Source organism: Paenibacillus sp. PastF-3 (assembly GCF_029893135.1).
Lineage (GTDB): Bacteria > Bacillota > Bacilli > Paenibacillales > Paenibacillaceae > Paenibacillus_AQ > Paenibacillus_AQ nitricinens.
Genome location: NZ_JARXWM010000014.1, coordinates 149344 through 162397, shown reverse-complemented (window position 1 = coordinate 162397; position 13054 = coordinate 149344). Strand labels below are relative to the sequence as shown.

Genomic DNA, 13054 nt, shown 5'->3' with positions numbered 1-13054 from the left:
AACGGTCATATTATCGATCCTATGTTAAGAAATGATAAAGAAAAAAATAGAACGAAAGGACTTAAGGTCCCTTTCGTTCTCTCTTATACACCCTATAAAATTTCTTGATGATCAGCTGGTGTGAATTTCGACATGGAATAGCTGCGATAACCGCCTGTCACGTTCTTCACTTGGAAGCCCTTTTGGTTCAGGATTCGTGAAGCGATGTATCCTCTCATCCCAACGGCGCAGTAAGCAAAGATCTCTTTATTTGGATCAAGTTCGTTGCTTCTTGCCCGCAATTCATCGACCGGGATATGCAGTGCTCCTTCAATATGTCCTTGATCATATTCTGCCTTTGTTCTTACATCCAGCAGGATTTGGTCTTCCGGATTGATGTTCTCTACCTCATTTAACGTCGCCACCTCAGTCCGTCCAGCTAATACATTTTGTGCCAGGTATCCTGCCATATTAACCGGATCCTTCGCAGAAGAGAACGGAGGCGCATACGTCAGTTCTAACTCGGCAAGATCGTTCACAGTTCCCTTCAATCGAAGGACGGTAGCGATCACATCAATCCGTTTATCTACACCTTCCTCCCCGAATGCTTGCGCGCCAAGGATAGTGCCTTTATCATTAAATAGCAGTTTCAGGGCAATTGGCTTCGCTCCAGGATAATACGTGGCATGGGAACTTGGATGAACATAGACCGTTCGATAAGGTGTATTCAATTTTGTGAGCATCCGCTCGTTACTTCCCGTACTTGCACCGGTCAAACCGAAGATCTTGATAATAGCGGTGCCTTGAGACCCCTTGTAAACTGATGGCAGTCCGCAAATGTGATCGGCTGCTATTCGTCCCTGTTTGTTTGCCGGTCCTGCTAAAGGGACTGCCGCTTGTTGTCCGGATACAAAGTCCGAGATTTCAACCGCATCCCCTACAGCGTATACGCCGTCGCAGTTGGTTTGCATCGATTCGTTTACCAGGATATGGCCTCTAGCTCCAAATTTAATGCCTGAATCCTTCAAGAAACCGGTATCTGGAGCAACACCAATGGCTAGAATCACCAAGTTTGCACAGACTTTTCTTCCACTCTGCAAGGTAACGGAAATTTTCCCGTCCTTCTCTTCGAAAGATTGAACCCCGTCTCCAAGCAGCAATCGCACTCCGTTGTCCTCAAGCTCCTTCTCAGCGAACGTCACCATGTCAGAATCGAATGGCGCCAAGATATGCGGTGCTGCTTCAACTAAAGTCACTTCCAGACCCCGGTGTCTAAGATTTTCGGCCATTTCGACACCGATATAACCACCACCGATGACAATCGCACTTTGGATCCCTTCCCGATCGACATGAGCTTTAATTCGATCCGTATCCGGAATAGTTCTAAGCGTATATATCAAGTTGCTTTCAATCCCTGGAATCGGCGGCTTGAGCGGTTTTGCACCGGGAGACAGGATTAAATAATCATAGCTCTCTTTGTAAATGCCCTTTTCTTTGCTGTAAACAGTAACCGTCTTTTCATTCGTATCGATTCCGGTGACCTCACTATGAATGCGAACATCGAGATTAAACCGGGCTTTCATGCTCTCGGGAGTTTGTACCATCAGCTTCGAGCGATCTTGTATCGTTTCACCCACATAATACGGAAGGCCGCAATTGGCGAAAGAAATGTGTGCATCCCGCTCAAACATGATGATTTCCGCATTTTCGTCCAATCGTCTAAGTCGAGCAGCGGCCGACGCTCCGCCTGCTACTCCGCCAACAATGAGCACTTTCTTTTTCATTAGGGTCCACCTTTCTAATTAATCATAAGCCATACCCAGTATGGTATACGTGATGTCAATCACATGTCAAACAATTATACATAATTTTCCATGTTCTAGAGCATCTTAAATAAAAACGTTCTAGAAAGGAAATTGAACATGACCCAACTCACCATTATTCAGCAAAACGACACTTAGTCTCATGCAGAGTATTTCTGGAAAGCTGGAATGCCTGAATATCGTCAAACTGTCGGGTTCGCTCGTATTGCCCATGCTGTAAAGAAAATAAGAAAGAACAACCCGAATGTATTGTTCGTGGACGGAGGTGATTTTATGCATGGAACGGGTCTCGCTGTACTTTCACAAGGCAGCGTTATCATTCCCCTTCTAAATGCATGGCCGTACCTGGAAACTGGGAATTTGCTTATAGGTATGAATTAATCACGAAACTCCAAGAACGGTTCACATTTCCGATTACTTCTCTTAATCTGAAAGATACAAGAAATCATCAGTATGTATTCAATCCTTACATCATCAAAGAGATTGATTCCTTGCGCCTTGGTATTATCGGCTCAATCTATCCCTACGTACAGGAAACCATGCCGTCTTCCTTCTCCCAAAACCGTTCGTTCTCTTTAGGAACAGAGGAATTGTCGACAGTGATTCAGAAACTGAAAGATGAAGAGCGAGCAGATCTTATTGTCGTCGTCAGTCATATGGGTTTACCTCTGGATGTGAAGCTGGCATCTCAAATTCACGGTATCGATATTCTACTTAGCGGTCATAGTCATGATCGAATTAGCCGTCTGATCATCCAGAACGCCTGTATCATTATGCAATCCGGGGCGAGCTCTTCATTCCTTGGAAAGCTTGACTTAACCGTTAAACAAGGGGAAGTTACAAATTTCTCACACGAGCTTATCCCTCTTTATTCGGAAATTTACGAAGAAGATGCTGAAATTAAAAGCATGATTGATGAATTATTACTTCCCTATCGAGACCAGTTAACGGTACCGAATGGAACGATCCGGACTCTACTTCACAGTATGACACTTCAGGAAGCACGGATCGACCGCCTTATCACCGACGCCTATTTAGCCTATACGGACGCCGATTTTTCCTTCTCCCATGATGGAGGTACGGAGCTCCTGTATTACCCGGAGTAGTAACTATGAACGTTTATACAATACCATTCCAACGAATCCTGAACTATTTATCCTAGAAATGGAGGGGATTCCCTTCTATCGGCCTTGGAACGCAACTTAGAGCAAGTATTCGCTGCCGATCCCTATAAACAAAAAGGAGGTTATATTTTACGCTCCTCGAACCTTATGATGGCTTATAAACCTTACAATCCATCAGGTCACCGTATTCAGCATGCGGAAATCAGAGGAAAATCCATTCAAGAAGATCAAATTTACCGCATTGCCGGGGATGGCTAACAGTTGTTTATGAAACATATAAGCGGTCGAAAGATGCTAAGCGTTGACGAACACGAGGTTCTTAAATCCTATTTTGACCGAAAAGGTGAAGTTATGGTCATGAATCAACCTCATCCATCATTTCTATATAATTCGAACATCAAAAAAGACAGTCCCCCCCTGTCTTTTTGAAGTTACTTCGACTGACGAGCAATGATCATGTAATACTGTTCGGAAGGAAAGAGGATATCCTTCAGGACAAAACCTTGCCTTCTCTCTAAAGAGCCCCAATGGTATTTTGCATGATCTCGTAGTTAATTGCTCCACGGAATATCTCACGAATAACCCCTTGTTCATTGATGAAATAGGTAGTGGGATAGGCTATAACACCATAGTCCATCATTGTGTCTCCTTCTTCGTCCAATACAATAGTGAAGGTTAATCCGAACTCTTCGATAAATGGCCTAATATCTTCGATCTTCTCTTCGGTTGATGTCAAATTAACCCCTAAAATGACCGTATCTTTCTGGAAGTCTTCGTAAAACTGTTTGGTTCTAATTCTAAAAACACTTATTATCTGCCGTAGTGAATTTTGAAATTGAATAGCTTCGATAGCCACCCTCTGTGTATACACCATTTTCTTTGCTATTTACGGTAACGGTTTTCTCGTTCACATTAATTCCCGATACCTCACTATGAATACGAACATCGAGATTAAATTTCCGCCTCTTCATCCAAGCGTCTAAGCCGGGCAGCTGCCGAAGCTCCGTCTGCAACACCGCCAACAATCAGCACTTTCTCTTTCATTATAGTCACCCTTCTTATTGAGTCATTTCATACCCCGCAGGGTATATGAAGTATAATGTTAAATTTGTATAGCTGTTTGAGATATGAGTTACACTCCAGACACTATACATAAAGTGCCGCGATTTGAACATCTTATGTATAACTGTTCAGAAAAGGGAGGTTCAAAAAATGACTCAACTAACCATTATTCAGCAAAACGATACGCATGGGTATATAGAATCCCATGAGGAGTTTTTTTGGAAAGGAGATGCTCCTGAATATCGTCAAGCCGGGGGTTTTGCTCGGATTGCCCGAATTGTAAAAGAAATCAGAAAAAACAATTCAAATGTATTATTCGTTGATAGTGGAGATTTTCTTCATGGAACGGGCCCTTCTGTACTTACGCGAGGCAGCACCATTGTGCCTCTACTCAACGCATTGGAGATTGATGCAGCAGTACCTGGAAATTGGGATTTTGCATATGGTTCCGAACGGCTCCTGCAACTTCAGCAACGATTGGCCTTTCCAATGATTGCTTTCAATCTGAAACACAAAGATAATAATAGTTATGTGTTTAAGCCTTATATCATAAAGGAAACGGATTCCTTGCGACTTGGTATTATCGGGCTAACATACCCATACGTGCATGAAACAATGCCCCCCTCCTTTTCTGGTCATTTATCATTTTCTTTAGGAACAGAGGACTTGCCTGCAGTGATTCAGAAACTAAAAAAAGAAGAACGAGTGGATCTGATTATTGTCGTTAGCCATTTGGGCTTGCCCTTGGATGTGAAGTTAGCCTCTCAGGTTCCTGGCATAGATATTATATTAAGCGGTCATAGTCATGATCGGCTTAGCCAGCCTATCATCCATAAAGGCTGCATCATTATTCAGTCGGGGGCAAGCGGTTCATTTCTTGGAAAGCTTGTAGTAAGCATTGAACAAGGAAAACTAACGGACTATAAGCATGAACTTATTCCTATTTATGCGGATCGTTACGAAGAAGACGCTGAAATGAAGTTCATGATCGATGAATCATTATTTCCATTTCGAGACCAGTTATCAGAAGCGGTTGGAACAATCCGTACTCCGCTGCATAGAATGACGCTTCAGGAAGCACCTATGGACCGCCTTATCACCGACGCGTATTTAGCCCACATGGACGCCGACGTATCCTTCTCCCACGGATGGAGATATGGGGCGCCTGTATTACCAGGGATCGTAACAATGAATGATTTATACAATATGATTCCCACGAATCCTGAACTCTTTATTCTGGAGATGGATGGTGCATCCCTTTTTTCAGCATTGGAACGAAATTTGGAGCAAGTATTCGCTGCCGATCCCTACCAACAGAAAGGTGGTTATATTTTACGCTCCTCGAACCTCATGATGGCCTATAAACCATACAATCCACAGGGACATCGGATACAACATATGGAGATAAAAGGAAAATTAGTTCAAGGAGATCGAATATACCGCATTGCCGGTGCAGGTGAACAATTATTTATGAAACATTCTGTCAGTCGTAAAATGCAAAATGTTCATGCTCATGATGTCCTGAAAGAATACTTTGCCCGCAAAGGAGAGATTACAATTAATGATAGCCCCTTTATTATCTCTATATAATTGAAAGCATTACAAAGGCAGGAAGTAATCATCCTGCCTTGCAAATGCCCTTTTGAACTAATAAACAAGAAAATTCGCTCTCAGTGATGATAAAAGTTATTAGGATATCGGCAAAGTAAACCAGAAGGTATATTTGCTATTGTCACTTTGTAGGCCAACTTCCCCATTGTGCTGCTCAACAATTTCCTTAACAATTGCGAGACCGAGCCCGGTTCCTGTGATATCACCCTTACGCGGTCTAAAAGGATCGCCTTTCACAAAACGTTCAAAAAGGAATGGTTGTGCCTCTTCCGAAATAGGTCTCCCATAATTTGCAATTGAAAATTTGTAAATTCCGTTTGCAACCGATCCTTGTATCCATATTTCCTTCCCTATGTCATAAAGGACTGCGTTAGCTACCAAATTAGTGATAACTTGTTTGATCCCTTGCGGGTTTATTCTTATTTCGTAGGGTTCAATATCGTTGTGAAAGTGAATACCTTTCTTAGAAGCGTCCAAACAAAAACTTTGGACTACCTGGTTACATAGTTTTTCAATTTGGATATTCATCTTCTCCTGTTCCGTCAATTGTTTCGCTTCCCAAACAGAAAGGGAATGGAGTTGATCCACTAGTCGAGACAAATGCTGCGATTCTTCATATAGTGAACGGTATAATACCGGATCACCCACAATCACCCCCTCTGTAAGAGCTTCCAAATATCCATTTAAATTGCTTATAGGTGTCCGAAGCTCATGCGAAATGTTACTCATCCACCGTTTGCGATGCTGCTCTTCGCGATGCAGCACCGCTGACATATGATTAAAATGATGAATAAGCCTTCCTAATTCGTCTTCGCCCTGCTGGGTAATCGGTTCAGTCTGCTCTCCCTTCATTACTGACTGTATCGAATGGGTTAGTATATTCAGAGGAGTTAACAGTTTTCGCACGAAGAAAAAGTGAACAAGGCCTCCAACTACGATGGCTAAGAAGCTCGCTCTCCATAAGTAAAATTGCATGACCTGATTAAAGCTTCGAGTTGTTTCTAAACCAACGGTCTCGAATTGTCCTACAGTGACACACGCGAAGTCTTTGAGGGAGAAACCAGCAAGCCAGATCACGATTAGTACGACAATTCCGTTCACAAACATTAGTTTCCATGACAGATGACGTTTCCAGAAGAATAATTTATTCATATCCATTGAACCGATACCCCATTCCACGAATGGTATCAATCATATCTGACGATGCCCCTGCGCCATTAAGTTTCTCGCGCAACTTGCTGACATGAACGTCTATTGTCCGGTCAATAACCTGTTTTTCCTCATAGGGATATAATTCTTGCAGAATTTGATTTCGGTTCAAGACTTGATTGGGATGGCGCAAGAAAAAATACAATAATTGAAACTCGTGATTCGTAAGTGGAACAATCTTTCCGTCATATTTGGCTTCTCCCCGAAGCGGCTTCAAGGTAAGCCCCCTATAACTGATTTTGCTGCATCGGTTTGCGGTTCTTCTCAATATGGTCTCAACCCGGACAACGACCTCTTTGGGGCTAAAGGGTTTTGTAACATAATCGTCCGCGCCCATTTGTAATCCCCAAATCCGTTCTGATTCTTCTACCTTCGCAGTTAGGATCATTAACGGCACATCACTGTTTTGATCGGATCGGATCCATTGACAAATCTCCTCGCCACTCACGTGAGGAAGTATCAAATCAGTAATTACAAAGCAAGGATCCAGTTTCTCAAATACCTCCTTGCCCTCCCTTCCATCTTTTGCTTCAAATACCTCGTAACCCTCATTTTCTAGATAAAGCCTGATCAACTTTCGAATCTTAGCATCATCCTCTATAACCAGCACAGTTTTACCTTTCACAAGAACCTCCCTAATATGAACTTGACTTAACAGTATATATTATTGAAACATTATTAAGTTTCTATAAAGAAAAACCAATGAGTTCGAACTCATTGGTTTTGTTAAGTATACTGAGGTCTATTTTTGAGTCGGACCCTTCCAAGACATCATCCCGCCACGTAGTTCCGCTACACTGGAAAATCCTTTTCGTACAAGTATCTTTGCGGCTTGTTTGCTTCGAATCCCACTCTGACAATACACTAAAACCTTACAATCTTTTGGGATTTCGTCTATATGCTGCTGAAGCTGGCTGAGGGGAATATTTACGGCTCCTTTGATGTGGCCCCGCTTATATTCATGTATTTCCCGAACGTCGATCACCTTGTTTCCCTTGGCTTCGCTTTGAAACTGTTCCGGTGTAAGAGCACGCAGACCTTTCACTGGCGCGTACTGTTTGTATAAAATCCAGAGTACAACTAACGCTAGTATAATATAGAAAAAGTTATTCATTTTCCTTCACCTACCTGCAATCATATTCATAACATTCTCTCTCTCGATTCAGAGGAAGAAAACAATCCTTAACGGCGTATAGTCTGGTAAATCCCCTTCTCGCCAGAATCCTCGCCGCTTTTTTTCTTTGCAGCCAGTTGTGCGAGAATATAATCACTTCATCCTCTGCCGAAAGGTCTTTTTTCCATACAACGGGCAGCCGGCCAACAGAAATATTGATGGATCCGGGAATATGCCCCTCTCTGTACTCGTTCGTATCCCTAACGTCGAGTAATTTCGCTTTGGACCACCGATCTTCCAATAGAGACCATTCCTTGCGATTCACACAGGTAAGGAACGGAACTGGCAAAAGCTGAATCAATATCCACCACAACACCAATAGACTGGCTATATAGAAAATAATCATATGGATATCCCTTCTAATGAAACTCTTTTATCAATCCCGGACAAGTACGCTGTTCCATACGGTTAACCCACCCGTCATGTTAACTACTTTATATCCCTTTTCATACAGCAGCTCGCAAGCCAAACCGCTGCGATTTCCGCTTCGGCACATGATAATGAACTCCTGGCCACGATCTAATTCCTTGTGCCGTTCAATTAATTGGCCCAGCGGAATATGTTTGGCACCTTCAACATGCCCCTCTACCCACTCCGCCAATTCGCGAACATCCAATACATTCAGCGACTTTCCTTTTTGTATTTGTTCAGCTACTTCTTGTGGTGTGACGGCTTTAGGTATTTGAAATGCCATGTGGTTTTCTCTCCTTTTTATTATCGATAATGCATTTGAATTTAATACTAATACCCCTATGGGTATTATAGCCTGCCATTGATACTTTTTCAATGCTTCTTATTGGTAAACAATTTTTTTCGTTATGCAGAACTCTGCACATCCATGAATGAAACGCAGCAACTGCTGGAAACCTCAGTTGCTGCTGAATATCAATATATTCGTATTTATTCGCGAACCAGTTTGTCAGTCCAGGCAAGGAGACCGCCGGTCATATTGATAACCTTAAATCCCTTATCGTTTAGAAGCTCACAAGCCATTCCGCTGCGATTCCCGCTGCGGCAGATCACGATGGTTTCACGTGCAGGGTCAAGCTCGTTCAGTCTCAAATTCAGTTCACCGAGCGGAATATGCTTAGCGCCTGCAACGTGGCCTTCCTCCCATTCTTCGACTTCACGAACATCGAGTACCGATAACGACTCACCTTGGTTAAGACGGCTCGCTAGTTCACTAGGGGCCATTTCTTTATAAGCCATGCTGTATTCATCCTCCTGGTGTTTGTTTATCTGTAGTCTTTCCTCACTCATCTGCTTTTAACAAGCAATTCCACAGCTTCTTTGACCATTTTTCCCGGATCTGGATTACCGTTGGCTTGTTCTTCCAAAATACATTGCTGCAGATTCTCCGCCACAATTTGAGCAAGCGCTCTATCGGAGGCGTTGCGAATGGCAGACAACTGTGAAACGACCTCTTTGCAGGACTTACCTTCATCCATTAACCGCAGCACGCCGCGAATCTGTCCTTCGATTCTGCGCAAACGGGTTTTAATTTCATTGGGATAATTGTATTCCATATCTGTTCATCTCCTCTTATAAGCAATACCTGTATAGGTATAGTATAGAGCAAAACCATTCAATATACACGCTATATAAACAAGTTGACTTTTCCGTTTGATGCATCGCCGAGATAAGCGGCAACACCTGCATATTCGATACCGTCCATCAGTTCTTCCTGTTTTAGACCTAGAAGATCCATAGTCATCGTACAGGCAACAAGCTTGACTCCTTGCTCCTTTGCAAGCTCAATCAATTGTGGCAATGACAATGCATTATGCTTCTTCATGACATGCTTGATCATCTGGGGTCCAAGCCCGCCGAAATTCATTTTAGAAAGACCCAGCTTGTTAGCGCCGCGCGGCATCATCCAGCCGAATGCTTTTTCAAGAAAGCTCTTATTGGTTTGGATCACCTCATCTTTGCGAAGGGCATTCAATCCCCAGAAGGTAAAGAAAATCGTCACTTCATGATCATAAGCTGCAGCCCCGTTAGCTATTATAAAAGCGGCAATCGCCTTATCGAGTTCACCGCTAAAGAGCACAATTGTAGATTGTTCAGACATTTTTATTTAGACCCACCTTTTATATACAGTTACCCCTATGGGTATATAATGACGAATAAAGAACATTTTATAATCTTTCATACATGTTCCTCCTAAAGGATAGAGGACCAAATCTTAACAGAGGTTAAAGAGATAAGGATGATTAAAGCATATCTCAGCAGCTTTACGTTCATTTTGGCGCTTATTTTTGAACCCAGCGGTGCACCGATCAAGCTGCCAATGACAGTAAATAGTGTCGGCCATAATGGAATAGCGCCTCCGGTAATTTTACCAACCACTCCGCCAATGGCTGAAATAAAGACAATTGCCAGTGAGGACGCAATGGTCGTACGGGCTGGAATGTGGAGCAGAGTGAGCATGACCGGAATCAGAATAAAAGCTCCTCCAGCTCCGACAATGCCTGAAACAATTCCGACTATAAACGCAGATACAATTGCAATGAAGGTATTAAATTGTAGATCCTTCCCCTTCTCTTCCGTTCCTTTGCCCGGTATCAGCATCAAGATCACGGCTAGAACAGCCAGGATGCCATAAATCAGGTTAATGATGTCCCCTTCAAGCATTCCTGAGACAAAACCTCCGATCAAACTGCCAGCCAATATGCTGGTGCCCATATATAAAACGAGCCGTTTGTTCACGAGAGAAGGCCCCGTTTTACTCTTTTTCCGGAAAGCCAACACTCCTGCTAATGAAGCAAAAAAGACCTGGAACATACTGATCGATGACACTTCATGCGCATTAAATTGGGCCGCTCCGAGAAGAGAGGGCACATAAAGCAGCAGTGGATAGTTAATAATTGCTCCTCCGATCCCAAGTAAACCTGAAAAGAAAGAGCCGATCAATCCAAGCGCAACCATGATGATCATTAGCAAGGGATCCATAATCTGCCTCCTTATCGTGTGAATTTGTTGTATACGATCCGCAAAAGTCAGGTTATAATTAAAACATAGTTACCACATAGGAAATGAGGTATAAAAGTATGCTGATGGTATTAAAAAAATGGTTCACCGATACATGCCCTGTGTGCCAGGAAAGACTTCAGGCAGAAAGCAATTTCGCGTGCGCTACCAAATCCTGTCCCCAAGGTCATTATAGAGAAGAAGCCTACTGTACACTTGGAGTGAGGGTTACCTATAAAGGCTTGAAATAAGCGAACACATCAGGCGTGTTCGCTTATCCTGCTCTACACCTTTTTTACAAAAAATTTATAGATGCCGTTGTCTTCTTCATGCTTCAGAAGTTCGTGTTTCGTCTGCTTGACCCATGCTTGGAAATCGTTAATGGAGCCTTTATCTGTCGACTGAACTTCCATAACTTGCCCGGATTCCAATCCGTCCAAAGCCTTCTTTGCCTTTACAATAGGCAACGGGCATGCCATTCCTTTAGTATCAACTACAATGTCTGTTTTCATTTATATATTCCTCCTCTTATTTGTCATGAACCGCGCAGCGATTGGGACCGACTTCCATCTCCCGCTGCTCGTCTTCGCTAGGTGTTATTTTCCCCATATTGGTCTGACGAATTTCCTGATAGGCATTTGGCTGCGGAGGCAGATTTTCGGTGACTGTGCGGCGGAATTCTTCCTCGTGCTGAATGTTCAAGCCGGGGTTATTCTGATACAGCTCCGACAGTTTCGCCATCACCCGGCCGCCTGCCCCCAGTTCGGTAACCTTGCCAAAGTGTGCAGGCAGAACTATAAGATCTTGCGAAAGTTCTTTATAACGGCTATAGAGCGTATTGTGCAGATCGCCGACCCAGTCTTCCGCTTTACCGGCCAGATCGGGGCGTCCGATCGACTCGATGAACAGGATATCGCCTGTCAGCAAATATTGATCGTCTACAATAAAAGAGGTGCTCCCGATCGTATGACCGGGCGAATATACCGGTTGAATCCGGATGGTCGTAGATCCTACGGAAATATCACGGCCTTCCTCAAGTTTCTCATAAGCGAAGGTGACTTCTGTTGCATCTTTAGGAGGCAGCCAATACGTGGCGCCAGTTTGTTCCGCGAGTTTGCGTCCGCCGGAAATGTGGTCAGCATGCAGATGCGTATCAAGCGTATGTTTGATCACCGCTCCCTTTTCTTTCGCAAACTGTTCAAATACATCCGTCATCCGAAGGGTATCGATCATGGCAGCTTCCCCTTGGGATACGACCATGTAAGACAGGCAGCCTTTACCAATCCGGACAAACTGATACAAAGAGCCGCCATTTTTCAATTCACCAATTTCCACTGGTTCCAAATGTTCGCTCCAAGCTTTCATACCGCCTTCCAGATAGTGCACATTCGTCCGGCCGGCCTCTACAATCTGCTCGGCAACAAACTTGGAAGAACCCTCTTTTGCACATACAACGAGCAGTTTTTTGCCATCCGGAATTTGATCCAGAGCTTCGTCTACACCATCCAGAAGATCAAAGTAGGGGATATTGATGATATCCACGCTCTCGCCTTCAATTTTCCAATCATTAAAATCACTTTCGTTACGCACATCCAAAATAAACAATTCTTCTTTAGCCAGAACGATTCGAGTCAATTCTTTGGCATTCATGATTTTTATATTTGGTGCTGCATTCATGTTTGAATCCTCCTTTGGATTAGAATGTCAGACTTACGTTGGCATCTTTGGCAAAATCCAGGAAAGTTACGGCCCCGCCTACTTCAATGCCTTCGATAAAGTCCTCTTTCTTCAAGTTCATAACATCCATCGTCATCTGACAGGCAATGATCTTGACACCCAACTCCTGTGCCATCTCTACAAGCTGGGGAATCGATGGAATATTGGCATTCTTGAACCCCTCGGCGAAGTGTTCGGCTCCCGCCGGGAGCGGCAGTTGATGATGCGCCTGCTTGTGAATAAGGTTCAGCCCTTCAAAAGTGAAGAAGATCGCTACTTCCGCATCGGTTGCCGCAGAAGCCGTTGCGATGTTAAAGACTTTATAGGCATCAAACAAACCACCATTGCTTGCAATAATCGCTACTTTTGTACTCATGTTAATAACC

Annotated in this window: 18 protein-coding genes; 4 read left to right on the top strand and 14 right to left on the bottom strand. The window is 43.5% G+C overall.

Annotation, left to right across the window (positions count from 1 at the left end):
- Positions 1-92 precede the first annotated feature (92 nt).
- Positions 93-1763, bottom strand: a complete 1671-nt coding sequence (locus tag M2444_RS24520; protein WP_052098483.1) for an FAD-dependent oxidoreductase — start codon at positions 1761-1763, stop codon at positions 93-95.
- A 207-nt stretch (positions 1764-1970) separates the two neighbouring features.
- On the opposite strand from M2444_RS24520, the gene M2444_RS24515 reads away from it, so the two are divergent.
- From M2444_RS24515 to M2444_RS24505, 3 genes are read left to right on the top strand one after another with little or no spacing between them, the layout of a single operon-like run.
- Positions 1971-2183: a hypothetical protein gene (locus tag M2444_RS24515; protein ID WP_280788244.1), complete on the top strand. Its 213-nt coding sequence runs from the start codon at positions 1971-1973 to the stop codon at positions 2181-2183.
- On the top strand, positions 2138-2908 hold the full coding sequence (locus M2444_RS24510) for a bifunctional metallophosphatase/5'-nucleotidase (RefSeq protein ID WP_052098482.1): 771 nt from the start codon (positions 2138-2140) through the stop codon (positions 2906-2908). The genes M2444_RS24515 and M2444_RS24510 overlap by 46 nt, the downstream gene beginning before the upstream one ends.
- Before the next feature lie 45 nt (positions 2909-2953).
- Positions 2954-3184, top strand: a complete 231-nt coding sequence (locus M2444_RS24505) for a 5'-nucleotidase C-terminal domain-containing protein (protein WP_082451808.1) — start codon at positions 2954-2956, stop codon at positions 3182-3184.
- A 256-nt stretch (positions 3185-3440) separates the two neighbouring features.
- Here the strand turns inward: M2444_RS24505 and M2444_RS24500 are convergent, their stop codons facing one another.
- Positions 3441-3800, bottom strand: a complete 360-nt coding sequence (locus tag M2444_RS24500; protein ID WP_052098480.1) for a TlpA disulfide reductase family protein — start codon at positions 3798-3800, stop codon at positions 3441-3443.
- A gap of 338 nt (positions 3801-4138) precedes the next feature.
- On the opposite strand from M2444_RS24500, the gene M2444_RS24495 reads away from it, so the two are divergent.
- Entirely contained in the window at positions 4139-5578 is a 1440-nt protein-coding gene (locus M2444_RS24495) for a bifunctional metallophosphatase/5'-nucleotidase (protein ID WP_038696179.1), read from the top strand.
- Positions 5579-5677: 99 nt separating this feature from the next.
- Here M2444_RS24495 and M2444_RS24490 read toward each other — a convergent pair whose 3' ends face one another.
- The 12 genes from M2444_RS24490 to M2444_RS24435 all read right to left on the bottom strand — a co-directional run bounded on the left by M2444_RS24490 (position 5678) and on the right by M2444_RS24435 (position 13044).
- A complete protein-coding gene (locus tag M2444_RS24490) occupies positions 5678-6757 on the bottom strand; it encodes a sensor histidine kinase (protein ID WP_052098479.1) in 1080 nt (359 codons plus the stop codon).
- Positions 6744-7433: a response regulator transcription factor gene (locus M2444_RS24485; protein ID WP_232380839.1), complete on the bottom strand. Its 690-nt coding sequence runs from the start codon at positions 7431-7433 to the stop codon at positions 6744-6746. The genes M2444_RS24490 and M2444_RS24485 overlap by 14 nt, the downstream gene beginning before the upstream one ends.
- Positions 7434-7550: 117 nt before the next feature.
- Positions 7551-7922 (bottom strand): rhodanese-like domain-containing protein, encoded by a 372-nt coding sequence (locus M2444_RS24480; protein WP_038696174.1) that lies wholly within the window; start codon positions 7920-7922, stop codon positions 7551-7553.
- A gap of 10 nt (positions 7923-7932) precedes the next feature.
- On the bottom strand, positions 7933-8328 hold the full coding sequence (locus M2444_RS24475) for a rhodanese-like domain-containing protein (protein WP_052098478.1): 396 nt from the start codon (positions 8326-8328) through the stop codon (positions 7933-7935).
- Positions 8329-8358: 30 nt separating this feature from the next.
- Entirely contained in the window at positions 8359-8676 is a 318-nt protein-coding gene (locus tag M2444_RS24470; protein WP_038696173.1) for a rhodanese-like domain-containing protein, read from the bottom strand.
- Positions 8677-8882: 206 nt separating this feature from the next.
- The gene (locus M2444_RS24465) at positions 8883-9191 is read right to left on the bottom strand and encodes a rhodanese-like domain-containing protein (RefSeq protein ID WP_038696172.1); all 309 of its coding nucleotides are present in this window, start codon (positions 9189-9191) and stop codon (positions 8883-8885) included.
- A gap of 47 nt (positions 9192-9238) precedes the next feature.
- The gene (locus M2444_RS24460) at positions 9239-9508 is read right to left on the bottom strand and encodes a metal-sensitive transcriptional regulator (RefSeq protein WP_038696171.1); all 270 of its coding nucleotides are present in this window, start codon (positions 9506-9508) and stop codon (positions 9239-9241) included.
- A 71-nt stretch (positions 9509-9579) separates the two neighbouring features.
- Positions 9580-10053: a DsrE/DsrF/DrsH-like family protein gene (locus M2444_RS24455; RefSeq protein WP_038696170.1), complete on the bottom strand. Its 474-nt coding sequence runs from the start codon at positions 10051-10053 to the stop codon at positions 9580-9582.
- Positions 10054-10145: 92 nt separating this feature from the next.
- Complete coding sequence (locus tag M2444_RS24450) at positions 10146-10934, bottom strand: sulfite exporter TauE/SafE family protein (RefSeq protein ID WP_038696168.1); 789 nt, start codon at positions 10932-10934, stop codon at positions 10146-10148.
- Between the two features lie 302 nt (positions 10935-11236).
- Complete coding sequence (locus M2444_RS24445) at positions 11237-11464, bottom strand: sulfurtransferase TusA family protein (RefSeq protein ID WP_038696166.1); 228 nt, start codon at positions 11462-11464, stop codon at positions 11237-11239.
- A gap of 16 nt (positions 11465-11480) precedes the next feature.
- The gene (locus M2444_RS24440) at positions 11481-12629 is read right to left on the bottom strand and encodes an MBL fold metallo-hydrolase (protein ID WP_038696164.1); all 1149 of its coding nucleotides are present in this window, start codon (positions 12627-12629) and stop codon (positions 11481-11483) included.
- A gap of 19 nt (positions 12630-12648) precedes the next feature.
- Entirely contained in the window at positions 12649-13044 is a 396-nt protein-coding gene (locus tag M2444_RS24435) for a DsrE/DsrF/DrsH-like family protein (protein ID WP_038696162.1), read from the bottom strand.
- Positions 13045-13054 lie beyond the last annotated feature (10 nt).

Excerpts from the sequence above, each read along its gene's own strand:
- M2444_RS24520 (WP_052098483.1), bottom strand. The coding sequence starts at position 1,763 with ATGAAAAAGAAAGTGCTCATTGTTGGCGGAGTAGCAGGCGGAGCGTCG.
- M2444_RS24515 (WP_280788244.1), top strand. The coding sequence starts at position 1,971 with ATGCCTGAATATCGTCAAACTGTCGGGTTCGCTCGTATTGCCCATGCT.
- M2444_RS24510 (WP_052098482.1), top strand. The coding sequence starts at position 2,138 with ATGGCCGTACCTGGAAACTGGGAATTTGCTTATAGGTATGAATTAATC.
- M2444_RS24500 (WP_052098480.1), bottom strand. The coding sequence starts at position 3,800 with ATGGTGTATACACAGAGGGTGGCTATCGAAGCTATTCAATTTCAAAAT.
- M2444_RS24495 (WP_038696179.1), top strand. The coding sequence starts at position 4,139 with ATGACTCAACTAACCATTATTCAGCAAAACGATACGCATGGGTATATA.
- M2444_RS24490 (WP_052098479.1), bottom strand. The coding sequence starts at position 6,757 with ATGGATATGAATAAATTATTCTTCTGGAAACGTCATCTGTCATGGAAA.
- M2444_RS24480 (WP_038696174.1), bottom strand. The coding sequence starts at position 7,922 with ATGAATAACTTTTTCTATATTATACTAGCGTTAGTTGTACTCTGGATT.
- M2444_RS24475 (WP_052098478.1), bottom strand. The coding sequence starts at position 8,328 with ATGATTATTTTCTATATAGCCAGTCTATTGGTGTTGTGGTGGATATTG.
- M2444_RS24470 (WP_038696173.1), bottom strand. The coding sequence starts at position 8,676 with ATGGCATTTCAAATACCTAAAGCCGTCACACCACAAGAAGTAGCTGAA.
- M2444_RS24465 (WP_038696172.1), bottom strand. The coding sequence starts at position 9,191 with ATGGCTTATAAAGAAATGGCCCCTAGTGAACTAGCGAGCCGTCTTAAC.
- M2444_RS24460 (WP_038696171.1), bottom strand. The coding sequence starts at position 9,508 with ATGGAATACAATTATCCCAATGAAATTAAAACCCGTTTGCGCAGAATC.
- M2444_RS24455 (WP_038696170.1), bottom strand. The coding sequence starts at position 10,053 with ATGTCTGAACAATCTACAATTGTGCTCTTTAGCGGTGAACTCGATAAG.
- M2444_RS24450 (WP_038696168.1), bottom strand. The coding sequence starts at position 10,934 with ATGGATCCCTTGCTAATGATCATCATGGTTGCGCTTGGATTGATCGGC.
- M2444_RS24445 (WP_038696166.1), bottom strand. The coding sequence starts at position 11,464 with ATGAAAACAGACATTGTAGTTGATACTAAAGGAATGGCATGCCCGTTG.
- M2444_RS24440 (WP_038696164.1), bottom strand. The coding sequence starts at position 12,629 with ATGAATGCAGCACCAAATATAAAAATCATGAATGCCAAAGAATTGACT.
- M2444_RS24435 (WP_038696162.1), bottom strand. The coding sequence starts at position 13,044 with ATGAGTACAAAAGTAGCGATTATTGCAAGCAATGGTGGTTTGTTTGAT.